We start from the raw sequence: 20,801 nt of genomic DNA on the forward strand, positions 1-20,801 counted from the left end.
CACAATTGGTCACTAGTTAGAGAATGCGGTTCTTGTCCTGTTAATGACGTAAGGGAACCCATGCCTCGGCTTAAACCTGCCACCATTGCCATTTGTCTGTTGCCTCTCGCCCTGGTGGCCTGTGGTGACACATCGACCGGCGACGACCCACGAATTAAGCCGCCTTTAGTGCGGGCGGTAGCGGTTGAAGATTCAATCGATACTTCTCGCGCTTTCACCGGCGTCGTGGTCGCGCGCATCCAGAGTGACCTCGGCTTCCGGGTCTCCGGCAAAATACTTGAGCGCTTGGTCGACACCGGTCAGACCGTCAAACGTGGTCAGCCACTGATGCGTCTTGATCCGGTCGATTTGGCTCTGCAGGCGCGAGCCCAGCAACAAGCCGTGACGGCAGCTCGCGCGCAGGCCCGACAGGCGACCGCCGACGAAGCACGTTACCGTGGACTGGTCGCCACCGGTGCTGTTTCAGCCTCGGCTTACGATCAGATCAAGGCGGCAGCGGATACCGCCAAGGCACAACTCAGCGCCGCAGAGGCTCAGGCTGATGTGGCCCGTAATGCTTCCGGATATGCCGTTTTACCCGCCGACGCCGATGGCGTGGTGATGGCCACCCTGGCTGAACCCGGACAGGTTGTCAGTGCAGGTCAGCCGGTAGTTCGGCTGGCGCGGGCAGGGCAAAGAGAGGCCATAGTGCATCTGCCGGAAACATTGCGTCCGGCCATTGGCAGTGTGGCGATGGCCAGTCTGTATGGCCGCAGTGGTGACGCAATGCCTTCCACATTGCGACTGCTTTCTGATGCGGCCGATCCTTCGACGCGAACATTCGAGGCCAGATATGTGCTTGAAGGCTCGCTGGCTGGAGCCCCTTTAGGATCCACCGTCACCCTCGATATCGCTAACGGTAATCGTTCGGCGTCAAGGCTACAGGTGCCGGTCGCGGCATTGTATGACCCCGGCAAGGGGGCTGGCGTATGGATTATCGCCGGTAAACCGGCAACAGTGTCCTGGCGCGCGGTGCAGGTCCTGGGCATCAGCGACGATATGGTACAAGTTGCTGGCAATCTCAGGGCTGGCGAACAGGTCGTGGCTTTGGGGGCGCACTTGCTGCGCGACGGTGAGGTTCTGGGCACAGTTCGTGGCGACAGCCTTGAAAAGTCCCTTAAGATCCTTAAACCTCATGGCGAGATCGTGTCGCTCATCGGACCTCCGGACCTTGCGTTCGCCCGTAAAAGAGGGATGAATATTGCGATGAAGGCTGTTTTTTGGCTGCTTAGCAGAAAAATAATCTCTCGTGCGGCCGATCGGCAGGTTAATTATTCGTTTTTTTTCGTTCGTCCTGATGGGAGCCAACTGACGCAAATAGCGACACTAATTGATGCCGGGAAACTGAAACCGGTGATCGACAGAACATTTCCGTTTGATGACAGCCTAAACGCACTGGCTTATCTGGCAGACGGACACGCGAAAGGGAAAGTTGTGGTACAAATTGTGGAGCCCTGATTTAGTGACATTGTCACTAAATTTTTGAGTGTTAGGACTTCAACGTGAAAGAACAATCCCCAGGTTAGCTCATCGATGGAGTCAGTTCAGATGATGACGAATATATTCAAACACTTTCCTGAAGCCGCACTTCAGGCAGAAGCTGAAACCTTCGAAACATTGCTATCACAGCCTAATGTGAAAATTGAACGTATCATTTCTACCGGACAATCGAGCCCGCCGGATTTCTGGTATTGCCAGCCGCAAAGTGAGTGGATCATGGTATTGCAGGGTTCCGCGGGGTTAAGGTTTGATAATGAGTCTGATATCCGGGTGTTAAACAGCGGTGACTTTGTGAATATTCCCGCACAATGCCGCCATAGAGTTGAATGGACCGATCCCAACGGGCCAACTGTGTGGTTGGCTGTTCATTACGGGGGTATTTAATGGTGCGTTTTGACGAAATATGCAGGGTGATTACTGCCAATTGTTTTCAGATTTCACGTAGCGCGATCAAAAAAAGGAGGGCGTTTTGACTCATTCGACAGAGTTGTTGGCGGTGATCCAATCGCTGGAAGTTAAACTGCATCAGCCGGCAACGCGCGGTGACTTAGCTGCAGTCAGTGAATTGCTGCATGAAGAGTTTGAAGAAATTGGACGTTCTGGCCAACGCTATGACAAACCGCAAACTCTGGCAGCTTTGCAGATGGAAAGTGACCCGACAGAAATTTTTGCTGACGGGTTTAAGTTAGCTGCAATTGCCGAAGGTATAGTGTTGCTGACATACCGAAGTTATCAGCGTAGTGCCGATGGCGGTGTTGCTCGTTGTACATTGCGATCGTCGATCTGGTTGTTAACCTCAGAAGAGAATGGCAGTCGATGGCAGATGCGTTTTCATCAGGGCACGCCGACTGATGATTGAAGCCAGCGATGTTGAGCAAACGCTGATAGGTCTTGGTGACGAGACCGGTAAGGATTGAAGGTGAGGTGAGTTATAGCCAGGATGGCCAGCCCGGTGCGTAACCACCAATGTAATTTAACATAATATACATTATGCGCACCTAGGTGGGTTTACGTAGAATCTGAGGTCCTGGCCTTTACTGGTGTGCTCTCAGCCAAAACGGCTCTTCGCTGTATGGACTGCCTTGGTCCATGATGGCTAATGTTCTCTGTATGTAGTCTTACGTTTTTTAGTCCATCTCGCAGCAACCACCGGTATAACTCGATACTTTTACTGAACCCCAGCTTTCGCATTACAGTTCCTTTATGACTGCTGACCGTTTTGATACTCAGGTTTAAACGATCAGCGATGGCTGCAGGCGTCATCTCCATCGAGAGATAACGCATTATTTCTTTTTCACGTGCAGTGATAAATATTTTCTCACACCAATAACAACCATTCTTGGCAACGCTGGGTTGCCGATCTGTTGCCAAGGCAGACTGGATACGCAGCATCACCGTATCCAGAGGTTCGTTACGGTATATCACACCAGCTTCACTTTGGCAGTGAGGTTGCTTAACCCAGCCGGCATCATTCTGCTTACGAAGCGAAAAAAATTTCTGCGGCAACTGATCGTTTAAACAAAAACAGGCATGCAGCCCTTTTCTCACGGATTGGAATACCATATCTGCTTGCTCAGGGGAATCTGCCGGCAAAATAACCACTTGGTATCCCTGCATCTCAAAATGAAGAAAAATGGCTCGGTTCAAACCATCAATAAAAAAAAGGTCCTCATCAAAAAAGGCTAATGAAATAACCCTACTCATATTCAACCTCAAATATTTTTATGTAATAAAGGGCAAAACCGGTCAATATAATTACAATGCTTCAATAACCAGTGTCGCACTGGCCGTAAATGCGCCCTCCTTCGGCTCCTGCACAGCATTTTTGACTGGGTATAGGGTGATCTGTTCCAGGCCACTGCCGTTAATCAGACGAATCGGGAAAGCGCCAAATGGCTTGACCAGGTGGTCGTTGTACTGCATAGCGATACCAAGGTTAGTGTTGCTGGTAGCCATGAGTCCATCGGAGAATATCGTGCTAGTGGCTATCAGACGGATCACTGAGTCCTGTGTCAAGTTGGTATTGCAACTAATAGAAATACCTACATTAATTCCCTGAGAAACTAATGATGGATTGGTTCCAATTGTGTCCTTCACCACGTTACCAAAGGCAACATTAATGGCATTTCCGTTATTTATTTCGCACACTGTAGGTACGGGTATAACGATTCCAGAAGATGCAGTGACTAATTTCATTATTGGAGCACTGGGTTTTGGTGGGCGCGGCGTTTTAGTCAGTACTCTATATGCGGAAAATAACTCAAAATTAGCAGGGACAATTATAGCCCCACCAATGATATCCCTTCTTAATTTAACTTCAACGACCCCAGACCCGGCAACCGAAAATCCTTCAACCCAGCATTTATTACAAATATTAGGAGGTGTAACGTAACCAAGTAAATTATCAGTGTCGACTATTGGAAGAAAAAGACTGCTTTTACTAGGTCGTATTCTAATGTCCACATCATTACTGAGTCTGTACCAACTTGCATTAATGGTTGATTGGGCTATTCCTGGCCCATAGTCGACGTAGTGAGACATAGCATGAATCGTTGAATTATCATTCCTGTTACAATAAGCTCCGAATGATGACGGTGTGGAGCTATAGGTTAAATTTGCTGTTGCGCCGGCTTTGTTATTTGTGAAATTAGCCACTCCAAAATCTACCAGAATCTCCTTGGTAGGCGATGTCCAGCAAGCGTCAACCGGGTTAGCACGTGTAGGTATATTTAATAAAAAAACCAAAGAAATAAATAAAACAAAGCCAGTAACTTGCTGGAACATATTAATTCATCACCTTTAAAAAAGCATTTGGACATATTTCGCCTGTAAAATTACAATATGGCTTCAATCATATCTGAGAACAAAAGTTGCAATCGCAGTAAAAATGCCCTGTTTTAGTTCCTGACTACCGCCATCCAGCGCCAGCAGACCTGGCAACATCAAACTTTCCGTTCCACTGAGACTTATCCTCACCGTTTTCCCCAGATGGGTATCGCAATCCAGTAACTGCAACTGAAACGCTTTACTCTGAGTACGCTGGTGTGTGTACAAATATTTATCCACCAGTGTTCCGAAATCCAAATGGATATTTTCATCGCCCGGCTTGATAGTGCAAGGCTCTTCAACCAAGGCGCCGTACAGCTTCATGTTATCCGCCGCGCTGGTTGGTAAAATGAGCGTACCCGTCAACAAAGCAGCCAATATTCTGGTTATGTGCATAACACACCCCTATTGGTAATCCGCTAACAACGTCGCAGTGACTACAAAGCTGCCGGCCTTCAATTCCGCCCCCGGTTTTTTTACCGGTACCGCCTGCAATATCGGCGGGTTAGCCGCATCGATATTCATGCGTTTGTTGAGCGTAAATGCCTGACTGTTTTGCAACAGACGAATCCCGAGATCGGTTAAGTTGGTCTGCACTGCAGCACCATCAAACCCGGTAGCGCTGCCGATCACTTTCAACCCCAGAGTCACGCCGCTGACACCCGGCTCACAGCTAATACGGTAGTTCACCGTCTGTATATAATTCTGCCCATCCACTTTGTTCACCCCGACACGTGCGCCAAAATCCACATCAATTTGCCCGCCATTATTGATGGTGCACGCGGGCGGTTCATTGAGTGTTCCGTAAAAAAGAGTATTGCCTGCAACCTGCATTGGTATGCCCCCCAACAACAGCACCAGAGAGATATAGTGTCGCGATTTCATTTTCTCTCCCTTTTCCCGTTCATTGGTAAGCCACTATCAAGGTGGCAGCGGCACGAAAATCACCAGGTTTCAGAACCCCATCGGGTCTTTTAACCGGTACTGCCTGCAGTAATGGCTTGTTCGGATAGGTGAATTTCAACCAGCTGTTAATCGCCAGTGGCTGACCGTTAACGCTCAGTGCAATCCCCAGGTCGGCCTGTCCGGTCTGTAATGCGTTAGGATTGAACCCGGTGGCGACGCCTCGAAACTGCATCTGTAAAGCGTTGGTTGTGATATTTCTGCAGGTCAGTTGGTAATCCAGTGTTTTCATATAATGGCTGCCGTCGACCCGCGTCGTGACCAGGTTGTTACCAAAGTTAACCTCAATCACTTTGTTACCATTAATCACGCAGGACGGAGAGGTAATGAGGGTACCCGTAATATTAAGGGTGGTAGCGGCATGGCTGTCGTCACTGAACAGCGTTACTGGCAGTATCAGCCCGAAAACCAGTGTCTTCCGCCACCGTACAGATTGGCTTTCTGTCTGCTTTAGTTTGCGCACACCCACTCCTTATCAATCATAACTCAGCCGAAAATCCACCTCAGCCGAATAGGCACTCGCTATCAATGGAGCACGGGTGCGTTCCAGAGCCACGTTATAGGTCAGCATATTTTGCCCCGGCGTCAGCAACAGCGGCCGCCCCCGACTGCCTAGCCTAACATCCTGCCCCAGTAAATCGGTGATCCGAAGCGCCACTCCGGAGGCACCCTGCACCTTTATCCTTTGTGGGTTGTCAGCATCTGCCGGGGCGCTGAAGCTCACCGTCACCGCAGGCTGCTGTGCAGCCCAACTCAAACTGGTCGTTCGGCTATCCCGGCTACCCACAGAGCTGCGCAGGCAATCTTGCAACCGAAGTTGAAACGCCACCGGTGTGCCCCGGTCACCGATTTTCCGTAACCTGCCAGTCCCCGTTTCACCCAGTTGGATGTCCTGCCGTGCACTGCTCATCTCCAGACGGCAGGCGCTTTCGATCAGTGCACCACGGATCTTCAATGTCCCGTTCGCCCCTTCGGTAAACCCGATGCCTTTCGACTGGCCATGAACATTTGGCAACAGCACCAACAAGGTACCCAAGGTCAGCGGTACCATCAGAACCAACCCACCCAAGGTTGCGTAATATTGCCGGTCTCGGTAGCCCGACAGACGTCCACTCCATTTTTTGCTTATCCGTTGCACTGCCTTTTCTCCTGTTCACCGATCCTGAGCTGCGACGTTATGACCGGTTGCTGTCCGGTATCACCTTGCAGGTGGCGCCGCTGCAATCAAAAATCAGCTGAGGCCGACCACCGTAGTCGTTGATGTAGGTCAAAACCGGACTAGCCCCTAACGCTGCAGCGCGAACCTTCAACGGCGCATTGCCTTTAGGTGGTACCATCAATGGCTCAAACTCCTTCAGCCCTGCCGCATTTTTCTTGCTGCCCGCATCTACCAGAGTGATGTAATACGGCGTCGGGTTATTCACCTGATAACTATCACCCTGTTTGTTCAGCGTCAGTTTCTCCTGCCACGGTGTGGTTATCTCTGCCAGGGTTGGGGTAATGGCCGCCGGGCGATAGAACAGCTTGATGCGCGTTTGCAAGGCGATCTGCAACGTGTTCGGCTTGTCGCTCTTCGGCGGGATTTCCCGCAGGTTAAAGTAGTAAAGTGTTTCGCGATCCTGCGACAGCAGCTTGGCCGCCGGCAGCGCCTGGATTTTCACCTGGCTCGGCTTGCCGGCCTCCACCCGCTGTACCGGCGGCAACACCACCAACGGATTCTGGATTTTGTTGCCCTGCTCGTCTTCCAGCCAGGCCTGAGCGAGATATGGCAATTGCTTGTTCTGATTGCTGATATTCAGACTGACTGAGTTTTGACCGCCGTCAAAAATCACGCGGGTGCGGTCCAGTGCTATTGCTGCCTGAGCCTGCGAGGCCAGCAATGTGCCAATCAAGGCGGAGGTCATCAGGTATTGCTGCTTCATTTTCATCAAACTCACTGTTGCTCATTCAAGTAAGGGGCAATACGCCTAGCGTACGTTTAACTCATCAGCCCTTAACGGACTGCATGGCAATAACAGGTTACTGACCGTGCCGTCAGGCAACTTCTGCGGCAGACTGATATTGCATTGTGCCGAGCCGGCCCAGTGCACGGTCATAAGCTCACCCGGCTGGATCCCGCTCAGATAGACGCTGCCACCATCGTTCACAATCCCGGTGTCTTTTTTACTGGCGTTCATCACTGTGGCGCCAAATGGGGGCGTGCTACCGTCTGCCAGGGTTATCACTGCCATGGCCTTTTCCCCGGCAATTACGTCAAATCGCCGATAACCGATAGCCCCTTCGGTCAGCGTAGCCTGCACCACTGACTTGGTAGCTTCGGCATTGTCACCAAGCTTGTTCAGATCAATGCTGGCTTTATTGCGGTAGTAGCTGCTCACATCCGCCACCACTGCCTTGCCGAACCTATTGGTATTGCTGGTATTACCGTAACCTCGCACCGGCACCCCAGCGACACCACTGGTGTCCAGCAGCAAACGCGTTCCACCCGGCATGCTGATACGGTGCAGCGCGCCGCCCTGCGGTGTCAGCGTCGCACCACCTTGAGCAGAAAAACCCAGTGCGCTGTAGCTGCCTTCCTGGTAGCTGGCATTGGCGCTCACCTGAGCCATATCGCCATCGAAGTTGTAATAACCGTTCAGGTTGACGCCGCCGCGGGAGCTACCGGCGTTCAACTGGTAGCTGCTATGCTCGTCAATTCGGTCGTAATACCCCACACGATGACTGGTCTCGCGCTTGTTTACCGCGGTGCTATAGCTAAGACTGGCGCCCTTGCCCCAGGGCATCGACAGCGACAGATACATACCGTCATCGTTGGTGCCGTTGTATGCGTTGCGGTAGCCTGACAGCGACAGGCTCAGGTTTGTAAACCGCCCGATGTCGAAGTAGCGCGATAACGTCAGGTTATAACGATCATTCATCGGCCGATCCCAATAGGTCTGGTGGTCGTAGTTCAGATACAGGCTTAGTCCGGCATCACGGAACTGCTGGTTAAAGGTAATGGTGTACATTTCTTTGTTATTGCCCACTCGCCGCCCCTGGTAGCGCGCATCCAGGTATTCACTCATGCTCATAAAGTCTTGTTCCGAGAAACGGTAGCCTGCAAAGGTCACCTGACTGTCCATCTCATCAAAGCTCTTCGAGTAGCTCAGACGATACGAACCGCCGCTAAGCGTTCCGGACCGCTGGGGTATCCGTGCCCGAGATTGAGTGGCGTCAAATGACACCGCGCCCAGTACCAGCAGGTCGCGTCCAACACCCAACGACAGAGCATTGTAGTCACCGCCATACAGTCCACCGCCGTACAGAGACCAGCCGTTACTCACTCCCCAGGAAAACTCACCGGTACCGAAGAGCGGACCGTTGGTATGTTGCTGCCAGTCCGATGGTTTTCCTGCGGCAAATTTGTAACGTACAGAACCAGGCCGGGTCAGATACGGGATACTGGCGGTATTCATCTTGAACGCCTGCACGCTGCCATCCTGTTCTTCTATACGTACATCCAGTTCACCGGATACCGCCTCGCTGATGTCCTGAATGCGAAACGGGCCGACTGCCACCTGGGTTTCGTAGATCACCCGTCCCTGCTGGCTGACGGTCACCTTGGCATTCGTCTTGGCTACACCGACCACTTCTGGAGCATAGCCACGCAGATTGGGCGGCAGCATATTGTCATCCGAGACCAGGCTGACACCGCTGAAACGAAAGCTGTCGAACATGCCTGAATTGAGGTAATCCTCCCCTAGTGTCAACCGCGAACCCAGCCCAGGGATGGCGCGATAAAGGTAGTAACGGCTCCAGTCCAGTCGTTGCTCCATGCCCTGCCCACGGCTTTGTCGGTTGAACTGGGCCTGCCAATCGGCACGTAGTCGCCAGGCACCGAAGTTGGCGCCAGTGGTACCGTTACCGCTCAAACTGTAGTTTTGCGAACCCTCGTGCTGTTGATGCTGCGTCTGACCATTGAAGCTGTAGTCAAACAGCAGGCCTAAAATGCCCTCATCCCAACGCGACGGCGGGTCCCAATCCGGGGCGGTATACTCCAGGTAGGCCTGCGGAATATTTAAATAAAGCGCTACAGTGGCCAGATCACCGCGTGCCTCCATGCCTTTTAGGCTATTTATTTCCAAACATTGATCTTGATGCCACCAGGTCAGAGTTTTCAGCTTTTGTTCTTTCAACCCGAGTTGACTCACTAAACTCGGAGAAAGACAGGCCTGACTGCCTTTGGGATTATCATCCGGCGGATAGAACTGAATATTCTGATCGGGCAACTCATTATTGTTAATATGTACCGTCAGGCTATAAACACCCGGCATCATATAGCCGGCCTGAGAAAACTGACTAAGATCGATATTTTTTCGATCGTTTACATCCAGCACATCGGTATTAAACTGAATGCTTTCATTGGCAGAAACCAAAGATACGTTATAACCCATAGCCAGAAAAATACAGACTCTTAACAACCGAATACGGAACAGCGTCCCACCAGGAGAAAAAACCATAGCCTTCAGCCCTGTTATTTAATATTTCCTATCCGTGTAAGTAATAATCAAACTTGGTAACTATTTCCCAAGCACAGCTATATTCCCCTGCCCATCGCCATTTAATAATGGCTCATTGTATATTGACGTGCTCCCCCTGCATCTACTGGCCAGCAAGAACACCGTTGCCAGATAACAACAGGGTCAATATGCAGCGAACCATTGGTCTTTCGGGGATCTCATTCATTGAATATCCCCTATTCGCACAAATTCCCATCGGTGAAAAGCATGCGGATAGCCCCGCATGCTGAATTCTAACTACTGGCAGACTTACTGATAGGCCAGGGTAAAGTCGGCCACGGACTGGAACTCACCCGGAGTCACCACCGCCCCAGCCTCCCGACTGCCCTGCAGGTAGGCAGCAAAACTCAGAGTGTTATTACCGTTACCCAGACGTTGTGCATCAGCCGCTTTACCCAATTCGATCAGCTTTCCTGAACCGTCGGTAATAGCAATACCAGCGCCTTTAGCTGTGCCAGTAATGCCCAAGAGTTTACTGTCTGCAACCGAAGAGGCCCCGGTAAAAGTTATGGCCACGGTATGATTACTACCTGCTCCTTCTGTGGTTAGCTCACAGTTTTCCAACTTGATTTGGAAGTTTTTTGGCGTGGACTGACCACCACCTTGTAAAGCAATGTTAGATACCTGACCTAAATTAACGGTCTGATCTGAACTTTCTGGAGTAATAGAGCAAGGGGAATCGACAATCGCGCCTTTAAAGGTCACGGTGCCATTGCCTTGATTGATTATTGCTGCGTTAGCGACAGAAATCACGCCAAAAGCCAGTGCTACTGCGAACATGATTTTATTCAGTTTCATATAAGTTACCTTACATTCCTTTACTTTATACGAGGACGTTCTAGTTAACGCCAAGGCCAAAGACTCCAAGTCTATGGTCATCTACCTTTTTATTTTTGCCAGTGGTTAGCCAGCCCCAACAAGATACCTCGCGAAATATTAATTTGAAACATTATATCGATTTATATAAAATTACGACATTTTATGCCACATAAATCCGCCAATGTATAACATTGCACCAGTTGTCATTGTGGTTATATCGAAATAGATAATATCGTGCTTTTTTACTTATTTAATATCCACCACATAGTGACAAATTTTGATATAAAAAAGGTTCTATATCAGAGGTAGGCTTGAAAAATAGAACTGGCAATAGCAGAATCGGGCTCCAGCCCAAATGATAGGACTCATAGCAATGCTATTCATCTTGAATAAAAGGATAAAATACAATGAGCACGAAGGAACGTTGCAAGACACTAATGATGCAAGCAACTCTGTGCTGTTGGCTAAACCTGCATGCAGACTGCTATCTATATTTGTGCGAAACAACGAAAATTTGATTTATCGTAAACAGCTACTTGATGAAGTCTGGGGGGATTTTGGGCTGAAAGCAACCGACAGTAATTTGAATAATTATATTTCAGGGTTGCGGAAGACACTGGCAAGTTTTAATGAAATTGACATGATTATCACCTACCCAAGGAAAGGGTTTAAATTCAGTGCGAGCAGTATAGTCAGGCAGCCTATTGGTACTGAATTTATGGCAGTGAATCCTGCCACTAAGCCATCCTATGATAGGAGGAGCGATACTGCCATTTTTACAAATAAAGTAACTAATTATTTTCGTTTTTTAAAGTTAAAGAAAATTACATCATTTCACATCGTTGCCATTTCACTATCAACGCTATGCTTTTTTACATTTAAATATACACAGTCCCCTCTTATAAAACTGGGGAGCTATAAAAACTGCAATATATATACGAAAGGAAGTGGTGGTTCAAAATCAAAAGAAATTAGAGATGTAATAAAAAAATATTTCACTTGTGATGATAAAGCAAATGTTTACTACTACTTTAACATTAGTGGGAAAGGAAGAGAGGCAGATATGTCAATGTTCACATACTGCCCTCTGGATATATCTTCCCCCTGTGAGGTTATCGATATGAACAACCAATAGTGAACAATCATCATGTATGATTAAAACTCGCAATTTACCGATTGATTTCAGGATAAGAAACCCAAATAATAATGCGCATTGTAACGCAATCTATTGGTATTGGGTTTTTATCATATTCAGAAAATCTGGATTATGTCAAACCAATAAATCCTTTAGATTCTTTTATATTAATATATATAACCATTACAAAGATAACAATGGAAATAAAATGCATAAAACACGAAGCAAAAAATAAAGTTCTAAATCCACACTCACAATCATGGGGGCAGAACGAAGTATTATTTTTATTGATTATATCTGCACGTCCATCAACAATGCTAATTGTAAACGCGGAAAATATAAACCCTTGTTTCGGAACGGTGACTATGATGTCAATTTCACCAAATTCTTTAAATAATTTCCTTATTACCGAAATATAATTATTTAGATTGCTGTGTGACGAGGTTTTCCCATACTCATCCCAGACGTTAGATAAAATAAAATCCCTTGCCAACAAATTATTATGATTTCTCACTAAAAGTGACAAAAGCCGACATAAGGTACCGGTTAACATGACGGGTTTGATACTATCTTCAAGTGCTTCTATCGTAGATTTATCTTCGTTAAATAGTATTTTCTCATTAATTAAAAACTTCATTCACTGACTCTTTTACCAAATTTAAATCGACAAATAAAAATAAGTTAACTTTTTAATAACAAATTGATATGTATGATGAATCTTATGCTACATCAAAAAATCATCTCATGTCTAAAAATAGTTAGGATAATAATCATTATCCGTCCTGTAAATATGAATGATTTTCATTTATTAAATTGGCGTTGGTGCGGGAGGGAATGGGCATGACTAGGGCTATAAAACAACTTTAGGCAACATCGTCACCTAAAGTTAACTGCAGACGCTATGTTTAGCTTAAATAACATATGAAAGCAGGAAGGTCATGCCCAGCGCCAGCACCGAGGCGATAAAGGTGGCCGTAGTGTAATACTTGAAGGTTTCATTCAGCGTCGCCCCGCAATACTGCTTCACCAACCAGAACAGGGAATCCGTCACAATGGTGCAGCCAATGGCGCCAGAGCCAATAGCAATCGTCACGATCTCCGGGCTCACATTAGGATAAAGCGACAGCATCGGCGCGACTATTGCCGTGGCCCCCATCATGGCTACGGTAGCGGAACCCACGGCAGCATGCAGGATCAGGGCGACCAGCCAGGCCAACAGGATCGGGTGCATATGCAGGTTGGACAGCATCAGTGCCAGGGTATCGGCCAGGCCGCTGGTTTTCAGAATACTGTTGAATGCCCCGCCAGCACCGATAATCAGCAAGATATTGGCGATGGAAGAAAAACCGGATTCTGTGTGGCTTAGCAGAGCGCTCATCCCCATATGTCGGCGCAGGCCCAGCACGTAATAAGCCACAAACACGGCGATAAACATGGCGATGATCGGGTTACCGATAAACTCCATAACGGTAAACAAGCGCCCTTCTTTATCCAGGTTCAGCTCTGCCAGCGTTTTGGCCAGCATCAGCACGATGGGTAGCAAAACGGTAAACAACGTTGCCCCCAGTGATGGCAGTGAACGCTCTTCCCGCACGGCCAGATTAGAAAACTCGGGCGGGACTGCCTTAAACGGCAAACGCTTGCCGACTAATTTCAGGAACAGCGGCCCCCCGACCAGTGATGCCGTCAACCCGACGAGAAGACCATAAACAATCACCGTGCCCACGTCTGCGCCCAGCTTGTTGGTAACAAACAACGCTGCTGGATGAGGAGGAACCACGCAGTGCACTGCCATCAATGCAGTACACAGAGGAATGGCCAACTTGAGCAAGGAGGTCCCGGTTTTTCTGGCAATGGAAAAAGCCAATGGGATCAATAGCACCACGCCCACTTCAACAAACAGCGTGATGCCGCAAACCAAACCGACCAGCACCATAATCACGTCAACGGACAGCCAGCGGCAACGCTGGAGCGCAATACCAATACGCTCTGCCGCGCCGGAAACCTCCATCATCTTGCCCAGAATGGTACCCAGCCCGATGACGGCGGCTAAAAACCCTAGCGTACTGCCAATGCCGTTTTCTATGGCATTAACCATATCAATCGGGCCCATGCCCATCATGCCGCCGACAAAGAAGCTCGCCAACAGTAATGCTAAAAAAGGGTGAAACTTAAACTTCACGATGGTCAAAATGATGATCGCGATACTGGCGATCAGCGTGCCGGCAACCCAAATCTGCGAATCCATAGTCCATACTCCCCGCAATTAACTTACCTTCATTGGACAGGAAAACGACGATCGGTGACAAACGATAAAAATCCGCCCTCACATGAGTGAAACAGAATCAAACGAGTGACTTACGCCAAGAAATGGTGCAATTTAGCGACATGGGTCAACTTTGCTCACCAAACTGGTGCGAAGAACGCCGGTTTTTTTAAATCTCAGGGGGAGTTTATGGCAGTGAATCATCTATTGGCGGGTCCACACCGGTCGCTGAATGGCTGGCAGTTATCGCGGTTGTTTACCTTTGAAGTTGCTGCACGACATGAGTCTTTCGCCATGGCGGCCGATGAGCTGTCTGTCAGCCCCAGTGCCGTCAGCCATAACATTAATCAGCTTGAGGCCAATCTGGGGATCCAACTGTTTGTCCGCTCTCATCGCAAGGTGGAGCTCACGACCGAAGGCAAACGGGTTTTCTGGGCGTTAAAATCTTCACTCGGCACCCTGAACCAGGAAATTCTGGATATCAAGAATCAGGCGCTATCCGGCTCGTTAACCATTTACTCACGGCCTTCCATTGCTCAGTGTTGGATTGTCCCGGCGCTGGCGGATTTCTCCCGCCGTTATCCTGCCATTAATCTGACCATTCTGACTGGCAATGAAAATGTGAACTTCCAGCGGGCGGGTATCGATCTGGCGGTTTACTTTGACGCCACGCCGTCGTCGCAACTTCATTATCAATACCTGATGGACGAATCGATCATTCCAGTATGCAGCCCGGAGTACGCCAACCAATTTGAGCTGGTCAACTTTCCCGGCAACCTCTCCCACTGCACCCTGCTCCACGATCGACAAGCCTGGAGCTATGACTCAGGAACAGACGAATGGCACAGTTGGGCACAGCATTTCGGCGTGAATCTGGATACCTCGCCGGGAATTGGCTTTGATCGTTCCGATCTGGCCGTCACGGCAGCCATCAATCATGTCGGCGTGGCCATGGGCCGTAAACGGCTGATCCGCAAGCAGCTTGATTCCGGCGAGCTGGTAGCTCCCTTCCCGAAGATGGAGCTGAAATGCGACCAGCACTATTATGTATCGACGCTTTCCGATCGCCAGTGGCCGAAGATTGACGCCTTCATCCTTTGGTTAAAAGCCCTGGGAGAACAACCCGCGTAAGCACCGATTCTACATGGATTAGGATCCCATACGTTGCCCCCGCCGCCACCGTCCCGGTGTCTGTCCCATGATTTTGTGAAATGCTTTACCGAAGGCCGCTTCGGATTGATACCCGACGGCCTCGCCAATATCTGCCTGACCCAGAGCGGTGTTAGACAGTAGTTCACACGCGCGCATTATCCTGATTTGGGTAAGAAATCCCCCCACCGTCATGCCAGATCTATCCTGAAACTGCCGGGCATAGGTGGCACGCGACATAGCAACCATTTTACCGAGCGATGAAATCGTCCATGGCTGCGCTGGAGATTCCAGGATGGCCTGAATCGAAGGGCCTAACCTTCTGTCCGCGGCTAACGCCAGTAAGTTAGGCGATATATTTGTGCCTTGGCTATAAGTGCGCAACGCAAAAATGAGAAGAACCTGCCCAAGTGTATTCACAATGGAGTGAGCACCAGGCTGAGCATCATCGGTTTCTGTGCGTAATAGAGAGATCAGGGCTTCCAACTGATCCACCCCGGAAGAATCTCGCAAACAGACATGCAGTACTTGGGGTAATGACTGCATCAGCAGTGTCCCTGCACCACGAGTAAAAACAAATCGTCCACAAAGCAAATCCACGTCAGCCAGGTTGGCTGCATCCTGGTTGCATTTGATCGGCAGAGACTTGCCTGCTTGTATGCGTATATCGCGGGTTATCTTCCGAACTGAATGGGTATCCTTGGTCACGTTTAGTAATTCGTGGGCGGAGCCATGGGGCAATAAAACAAAATCCCCTGCATTCATCTTCAGTGTCAGGTCTTTGCTCAGGCGCAATTGGCACTCACCGGAAAGCAGGAAATGGAAAGCCGCTTCCCCCGGACACATGATCTCATGAGGGATAGAAAATGCCCCGTCCAGCAAGCAGCGTACATCTAAGCTGACCTGCGTTTGGCTAAGTGAAAGTAGTTGACTTAAAGTATCCATGAGACGAATGAGCTAAAAATAGAGACTCCACATCATGCATCAAATCACGAGCAAAGACTATTATCTAGACAAGTTTTTATGCGATCTGGCTTTGCGCAATGATCGCCCCATCAAAGAAAGGAGAGACCATGTTGGATTGGAATGAATACCGCAAGCAGTTGATGAGCCGCGTCGGCGAATTGGGCAAGCTGGCCCCTGATACCGTTTCTGGCTATCAGGCGTTGTCGCTAGCGGGGAAAAAAACCTCTCATCTGGATGCCAAAACTCGTGAGTTGATCGCACTGGCTGTCGCTGTTACGACACATTGCGATGGCTGTATCGCGGTACATACCGCAGAAGCTGTGAAACACGGCGCGACCAGAGAAGAGATAGCGGAAGCACTGGGCGTAGCGGTGGCTTTGAATGCGGGGGCCGCGATGGTGTACTCAGCTCGTGTGATGGATGCTTTGGCTGCAATGCAGCCAAACTAAAGTGAGGCTTGAATATGATCTTCGTTTCTTCTGCCCGGCTGTCCTGGTTACCCGTAGCTTTGTTTGGTTCCGTCATGGGATTGGCCGGTTTAGGGCAGGCCTGGCGAATGGCTCATACACAGTGGGGGACACCCTTGTGGATTGCGCAAATAATTAGTGGTGTTGCGGTGATCGTATTTGTGCTGCTGGTTGTGGCATATGCCATTAAAGCGGCGACGGGATTTGAACACGTCAAAGCCGAGTTTACTCACCCTATCGCGGGTGCGCTATTTGGGACGCCGCTCATTAGCGCATTGCTGTTGCCCGCTATACTGGCCGAAATCAGTATGCCCCTGGCTCGCACGCTATGGATATTGGGGGCAATAGGCATGACGGTATTTGCGTGGTTAATGGCCGGTCGCTGGATTGGCATTCGCCAACAAAGGGTTCATGCCGTACCGGCCTGGATCGTGCCATTGGTGGGAATGCTGGATATCCCCCTGGCAGTCCCCGCATTGCATTTTACCGAACCGCCACATGCCTTGATGGTGTTAGGGTTGTCGGTTGGGTTATTTTTTGCAATCCCCCTGTTTACGATTATTCTTTCGCGGTTGATGTTTGAAGAGCCGATACCTGCGGCCATGAGCCCGTCACTGTTGATTATGCTGGCCCCTTTTGCCGTAGGGTTTTCTGCCTACGTGATAACCGTGGGACACGTAGATTTGTTCGCAGAAGGATTGTTTGCTCTGACACTGCTGCTGCTGACAGTCCTGCTTTCACGCCTGCGTGATCTCAGACACTGCTGTCCGTTTAGGGTCTCCTGGTGGGCCGTCAGTTTTCCGCTATCCGCCGCCGCAGGTGCCGGTCTACGTTATGCCGCCTTTGCTCAGGCAATTTGGGCAGATGCCATCGCCGTTGCGTTACTGGCTCTGGCAACCACGGTGATAGCTGCGTTATTCATCCGCACTATTACCGGGATTGTGCGTAGTGAGATGCAAAAGCTGGCAGGTTGAGGTTTTTCTGGGCACTTCGGCGAACGGATTTACCCAATGTTTTTAGCCTGTCCATGATATTTACGCTGGAATATTCAGCAGTCGGGATATAACAATACCTTTACTGCCAGTATTATTTCACAGCGAGGCCAAGATATATCCTAAAGGTTAAATGGGTTGAGAATGTGAGACAAACGGCAATTCACTTTAGCAATAGGCTAACCCTGAATAAAATGTTTTAACATTTGCCGTATAAAACAGTACAATTCCGCCCGTTAATTTCGCACTATTTTAGGATATATGTGTCGTTAATTCGGACTGCTACATCGCGAAGCCGTCTCCCTGCCTGTCTGGGGATTTTTGCGATCCTGATGTTGTTCATTGCCCCGGTGATCTCACGGTCGCTGGAGCATGCGCGCGTCGGGCAGTCTGAACCTGCCGGCATGGCAGACTGCGGTATGGATATGTCGATGCATAGCCATCACCAGCCGCCGTCAGAGCCAACCGGCAAGGCCAGCATGCCGGGCATGTCAATGCCCATGCAGACCGGCAGCCACAATATGGCGATGATGATGGATGACAGCGCCTGCGGGTACTGCGTCTTGCTGATCCATGTCCCGCTGCTGGATCTGGCCTACTCGCCATTATTCTGGTCAGGTTCATTGCTGTCCCGCGCCCCACCAGCACATTATATCTTCCCGTTATTCGCCCATGTGATCCACTCTGAGTCACAGCCCCGCGCTCCACCAGCATCACTTCCTCTGATTTAAAAATTAATAGACTGCAGCCAAATTATTCCTGTTGAGATGATTCAACCAGGAGGTTGACGCACGCCTGTCATATTTACGGCTGCAGAACATTATTCATCGCAACCCGATTGGCGTTATTGATTCGTCATGACGGAACCCAACCCCTATTTACGGCGGCATGATGCTCCGGGTGTTACTGCGCCTAAATAATAGCCGGTTGCGATGTGAACATATTTTTAGCGTCAAAATTTACATTAAGGAACGATGATGTTTGGTACAACCAAGAATTATAAAAAACGCCCTCTGCCACTGCATATTACTGCGGCGATGCCACTGTTTGTCCTGGCCACCTTCAGCGCTCATGCCACTGAACCGCACCAGCATGAGGTTGCAGTCAAAGCCAATGATGGCGACGTGATCACCGTAACGGCGCCACTCTATTCACCAATGACCATTGTAACATCACCGAAAACGCCGCGTCAGCCGGTGCCGGCCAGTGACGGTTCGGATTACCTGAAAACCATTCCAGGCTTCTCGCAGATCCGTAACGGTGGCACCAATGGCGATCCGGTGTTTCGCGGCATGTTTGGCTCACGACTGAAGATCCTGACCGACGGCGGCGAAATGCTAGGTGCCTGTCCTGCAAGAATGGACGCCCCTACCTCGTACATTTCACCAGAAAGCTACGATCTGTTGACCATCACCAAAGGCCCGCAAACGGTGCTCTGGGGGGCCGGTTCTTCGGCAGGCACGGTGCGCTTTGAACGTGAACGCCCTCGCTTTGAACAGCCCGGCATCAAGGGAAATGCCAGTCTGCTGGCCGGTTCTAACGGGCGCTGGGATGAAAACATCGATGCCAGCCTGGGTGGCGAACAAGGCTATCTGCGTCTGATGGGCAATAAATCGCGTTCCAATGATTATCAGGACGGCGATAGCCAACGCGTCCCTTCGCGCTGGGATAAGTGGAATGGCGATTTGGCGCTCGGCTGGACGCCAGACAGTGACACCCTGTTGGAAGTCACCATGGGCCGGGGTAATGGCGAAGCGCGCTATGCCGGACGCAGCATGGATGGCTCACAATTCAAACGTGAAAGCCTGGGTATGCGAGTAGAGAAATCCAATATTGGCGAGGTGCTGGATAAGCTAGAAGCCCAGGTTTATTACAACTACGCCAACCATATTATGGATAACGTTACCCTTCGTTCCCCCGGTCAGGGCGGCATGGCGATGGGCCATATGGGCATGGGACACATGAATATGGGGATGACGATGCAGTTGGATCGCCGCACCGTCGGCGGGCGCGTGATGGGCACCTTCCTATGGGACGATTTGAAGTTGGAAAGCGGTATGGATACCCAGACCAACACCCACCGTAATAAACAGGGGGATGCCTGGCAAAAAGATGCGCAATTCCATAACTACGGCGCTTTTGGCGAGTTGACCTGGACCGCAACCGAACAAAGCAAAGTCATCAGTGGTGCACGCCTTGATCGTAGCCTGGTAGATAACTATAAATCCGCCAATGACAGCGAACGTTCCGACACCTTGCCGAGCGGGTTTACCCGTATAGAGCATACGCTGGCCGGCATGCCGTTGATGGTTTACGCCGGGATAGGCTATACCGAACGTTTCCCTGACTACTGGGAGTTGTTCTCCCCGACACTTGGGCCGGACGGCAGTAAGAGCCCGTTTGATAGTGTGAAGAGTGAAAAGACCACGCAGATCGATATCGGTGCTCAGTACACGGATAAACGTTTTAACAGTTGGGTTTCAGCGTATCTGGGTCATGTGAATGACTTTATCCTGTTCAAGTACGATCCCAACCACACCCGCATCAGCCAGGCCGATAACGTCAACGCGACGATTATGGGCGGTGAGATGGGCATGGGCTATCAGCTGGCCGAGCACTGGAAAACCGATGCCAGCCTGGCCTATGCCTGGGGTAAAAACACCACGGACCACCAGCCACTGCCGCAAATTCCACCGCTGGAAGCGCGCTTGGGTTTAACTTATGAACGTGGGGACTGGAGCAGTACCGGCCTTTGGCGTTTGGTCAGCAGCCAGCACCGCGTGGCGATCAATCAGGGCAACGTGGTGGGTAAAGACTTTGCCGATAGCCCGGGCTTTGGCGTGCTTTCCGCCAATGTGGCGTACAAGGTGAATCCGCAGATCAAACTCAGTACCGGTCTGGATAACATTTTTAATAAAACCTACAGCGAGCATCTAAACCTGGCAGGTAACAGCACCTTTGGTTATTCCTCGAATACTTCGGTGAATGAACCGGGCCGTACTCTCTGGGCCAAGGTTAATGTCACTTTCTAACTAAAGGGGCCGGGCGGTGGTCAGCATCGCCCGGCAAAGCCCTTTCTGAGCCTGTACTCACTCCCTAAGTATTATTGCTTCCGCCCGT

Annotated in this window: 21 protein-coding genes; 9 read left to right on the forward strand and 12 right to left on the reverse strand. The window is 50.0% G+C overall.

Annotated elements, in window-relative coordinates; all coding sequences use genetic code 11:
- Window positions 1-60: 60 nt before the first annotated feature.
- From BEI65_RS02865 to BEI65_RS02875, 3 genes are all read left to right on the forward strand, one after another.
- Window positions 61-1,497, forward strand: a complete 1,437-nt coding sequence (locus tag BEI65_RS02865) for an efflux RND transporter periplasmic adaptor subunit (RefSeq protein WP_099062041.1) — start codon at window positions 61-63, stop codon at window positions 1,495-1,497.
- A gap of 90 nt (window positions 1,498-1,587) precedes the next feature.
- Window positions 1,588-1,923: a cupin domain-containing protein gene (locus BEI65_RS02870; RefSeq protein ID WP_099062042.1), complete on the forward strand. Its 336-nt coding sequence runs from the start codon at window positions 1,588-1,590 to the stop codon at window positions 1,921-1,923.
- An 85-nt stretch (window positions 1,924-2,008) separates the two neighbouring features.
- Window positions 2,009-2,398, forward strand: coding sequence for a DUF4440 domain-containing protein (locus BEI65_RS02875; protein ID WP_099062043.1), 390 nt, complete (start codon window positions 2,009-2,011; stop codon window positions 2,396-2,398).
- 149 nt (window positions 2,399-2,547) lie between these two features.
- On the opposite strand, the gene BEI65_RS02880 is transcribed toward BEI65_RS02875, so the two are convergent.
- From BEI65_RS02880 to BEI65_RS02920, 9 genes are all read right to left on the reverse strand, one after another.
- Window positions 2,548-3,243, reverse strand: a complete 696-nt coding sequence (locus tag BEI65_RS02880) for a LuxR C-terminal-related transcriptional regulator (RefSeq protein ID WP_099062044.1) — start codon at window positions 3,241-3,243, stop codon at window positions 2,548-2,550.
- Between the two features lie 51 nt (window positions 3,244-3,294).
- Window positions 3,295-4,323: a fimbrial protein gene (locus BEI65_RS02885; protein WP_099062045.1), complete on the reverse strand. Its 1,029-nt coding sequence runs from the start codon at window positions 4,321-4,323 to the stop codon at window positions 3,295-3,297.
- A 63-nt stretch (window positions 4,324-4,386) separates the two neighbouring features.
- Entirely contained in the window at window positions 4,387-4,761 is a 375-nt protein-coding gene (locus BEI65_RS02890; protein ID WP_099062046.1) for a fimbrial protein, read from the reverse strand.
- Between the two features lie 9 nt (window positions 4,762-4,770).
- Entirely contained in the window at window positions 4,771-5,250 is a 480-nt protein-coding gene (locus BEI65_RS02895; protein WP_099062047.1) for a fimbrial protein, read from the reverse strand.
- A gap of 19 nt (window positions 5,251-5,269) precedes the next feature.
- Window positions 5,270-5,791: a fimbrial protein gene (locus BEI65_RS02900; protein ID WP_232518965.1), complete on the reverse strand. Its 522-nt coding sequence runs from the start codon at window positions 5,789-5,791 to the stop codon at window positions 5,270-5,272.
- Between the two features lie 12 nt (window positions 5,792-5,803).
- Window positions 5,804-6,466 (reverse strand): fimbrial protein, encoded by a 663-nt coding sequence (locus BEI65_RS02905; protein WP_099062048.1) that lies wholly within the window; start codon window positions 6,464-6,466, stop codon window positions 5,804-5,806.
- Between the two features lie 37 nt (window positions 6,467-6,503).
- Complete coding sequence (locus BEI65_RS02910) at window positions 6,504-7,256, reverse strand: fimbria/pilus periplasmic chaperone (RefSeq protein WP_099062049.1); 753 nt, start codon at window positions 7,254-7,256, stop codon at window positions 6,504-6,506.
- Window positions 7,257-7,295: 39 nt separating this feature from the next.
- Window positions 7,296-9,827 (reverse strand): outer membrane usher protein, encoded by a 2,532-nt coding sequence (locus BEI65_RS02915; protein WP_099062050.1) that lies wholly within the window; start codon window positions 9,825-9,827, stop codon window positions 7,296-7,298.
- Window positions 9,828-10,136: 309 nt separating this feature from the next.
- A complete protein-coding gene (locus BEI65_RS02920; RefSeq protein ID WP_099062051.1) occupies window positions 10,137-10,685 on the reverse strand; it encodes a fimbrial protein in 549 nt (182 codons plus the stop codon).
- 394 nt (window positions 10,686-11,079) lie between these two features.
- Here BEI65_RS02920 and BEI65_RS02925 point away from each other — a divergent pair, with 394 nt between their 5' ends.
- Window positions 11,080-11,841 (forward strand): winged helix-turn-helix domain-containing protein, encoded by a 762-nt coding sequence (locus BEI65_RS02925; protein ID WP_099062089.1) that lies wholly within the window; start codon window positions 11,080-11,082, stop codon window positions 11,839-11,841.
- Window positions 11,842-11,971: 130 nt separating this feature from the next.
- On the opposite strand, the gene BEI65_RS02930 is transcribed toward BEI65_RS02925, so the two are convergent.
- Both BEI65_RS02930 and dsdX read right to left on the reverse strand, forming a co-directional pair.
- Window positions 11,972-12,478: a helix-turn-helix domain-containing protein gene (locus tag BEI65_RS02930; RefSeq protein ID WP_099062052.1), complete on the reverse strand. Its 507-nt coding sequence runs from the start codon at window positions 12,476-12,478 to the stop codon at window positions 11,972-11,974.
- Between the two features lie 273 nt (window positions 12,479-12,751).
- Window positions 12,752-14,089 (reverse strand): D-serine transporter DsdX, encoded by a 1,338-nt coding sequence (gene dsdX, locus BEI65_RS02935; RefSeq protein ID WP_099062053.1) that lies wholly within the window; start codon window positions 14,087-14,089, stop codon window positions 12,752-12,754.
- 207 nt (window positions 14,090-14,296) lie between these two features.
- Here dsdX and dsdC point away from each other — a divergent pair, with 207 nt between their 5' ends.
- Window positions 14,297-15,238, forward strand: coding sequence for a DNA-binding transcriptional regulator DsdC (dsdC, locus tag BEI65_RS02940; RefSeq protein WP_099062054.1), 942 nt, complete (start codon window positions 14,297-14,299; stop codon window positions 15,236-15,238).
- A gap of 18 nt (window positions 15,239-15,256) precedes the next feature.
- On the opposite strand, the gene BEI65_RS02945 is transcribed toward dsdC, so the two are convergent.
- Window positions 15,257-16,201, reverse strand: a complete 945-nt coding sequence (locus tag BEI65_RS02945) for an AraC family transcriptional regulator (RefSeq protein ID WP_099062055.1) — start codon at window positions 16,199-16,201, stop codon at window positions 15,257-15,259.
- A 128-nt stretch (window positions 16,202-16,329) separates the two neighbouring features.
- Between BEI65_RS02945 and BEI65_RS02950 the strand changes: the two genes are divergently transcribed.
- The 4 genes from BEI65_RS02950 (at window position 16,330) to BEI65_RS02965 (ending at window position 20,713) form a co-directional block, all read left to right on the forward strand.
- Complete coding sequence (locus BEI65_RS02950; protein ID WP_099062056.1) at window positions 16,330-16,671, forward strand: carboxymuconolactone decarboxylase family protein; 342 nt, start codon at window positions 16,330-16,332, stop codon at window positions 16,669-16,671.
- Window positions 16,672-16,685: 14 nt separating this feature from the next.
- Complete coding sequence (locus BEI65_RS02955; RefSeq protein WP_099062057.1) at window positions 16,686-17,663, forward strand: SLAC1 anion channel family protein; 978 nt, start codon at window positions 16,686-16,688, stop codon at window positions 17,661-17,663.
- 281 nt (window positions 17,664-17,944) lie between these two features.
- Window positions 17,945-18,412 carry a DUF2946 domain-containing protein gene (locus BEI65_RS02960; RefSeq protein WP_099062058.1) on the forward strand — a complete coding sequence of 156 codons (468 nt, stop codon included), beginning with the start codon at window positions 17,945-17,947 and terminating at the stop codon, window positions 18,410-18,412.
- Between the two features lie 246 nt (window positions 18,413-18,658).
- Window positions 18,659-20,713: a TonB-dependent copper receptor gene (locus BEI65_RS02965; protein ID WP_099062059.1), complete on the forward strand. Its 2,055-nt coding sequence runs from the start codon at window positions 18,659-18,661 to the stop codon at window positions 20,711-20,713.
- Window positions 20,714-20,801: the final 88 nt, after the last annotated feature.

Origin of the sequence: Serratia sp. BW106 (genome assembly GCF_002607755.1) — a bacterium.
Lineage (GTDB): Bacteria > Pseudomonadota > Gammaproteobacteria > Enterobacterales > Enterobacteriaceae > Serratia > Serratia proteamaculans.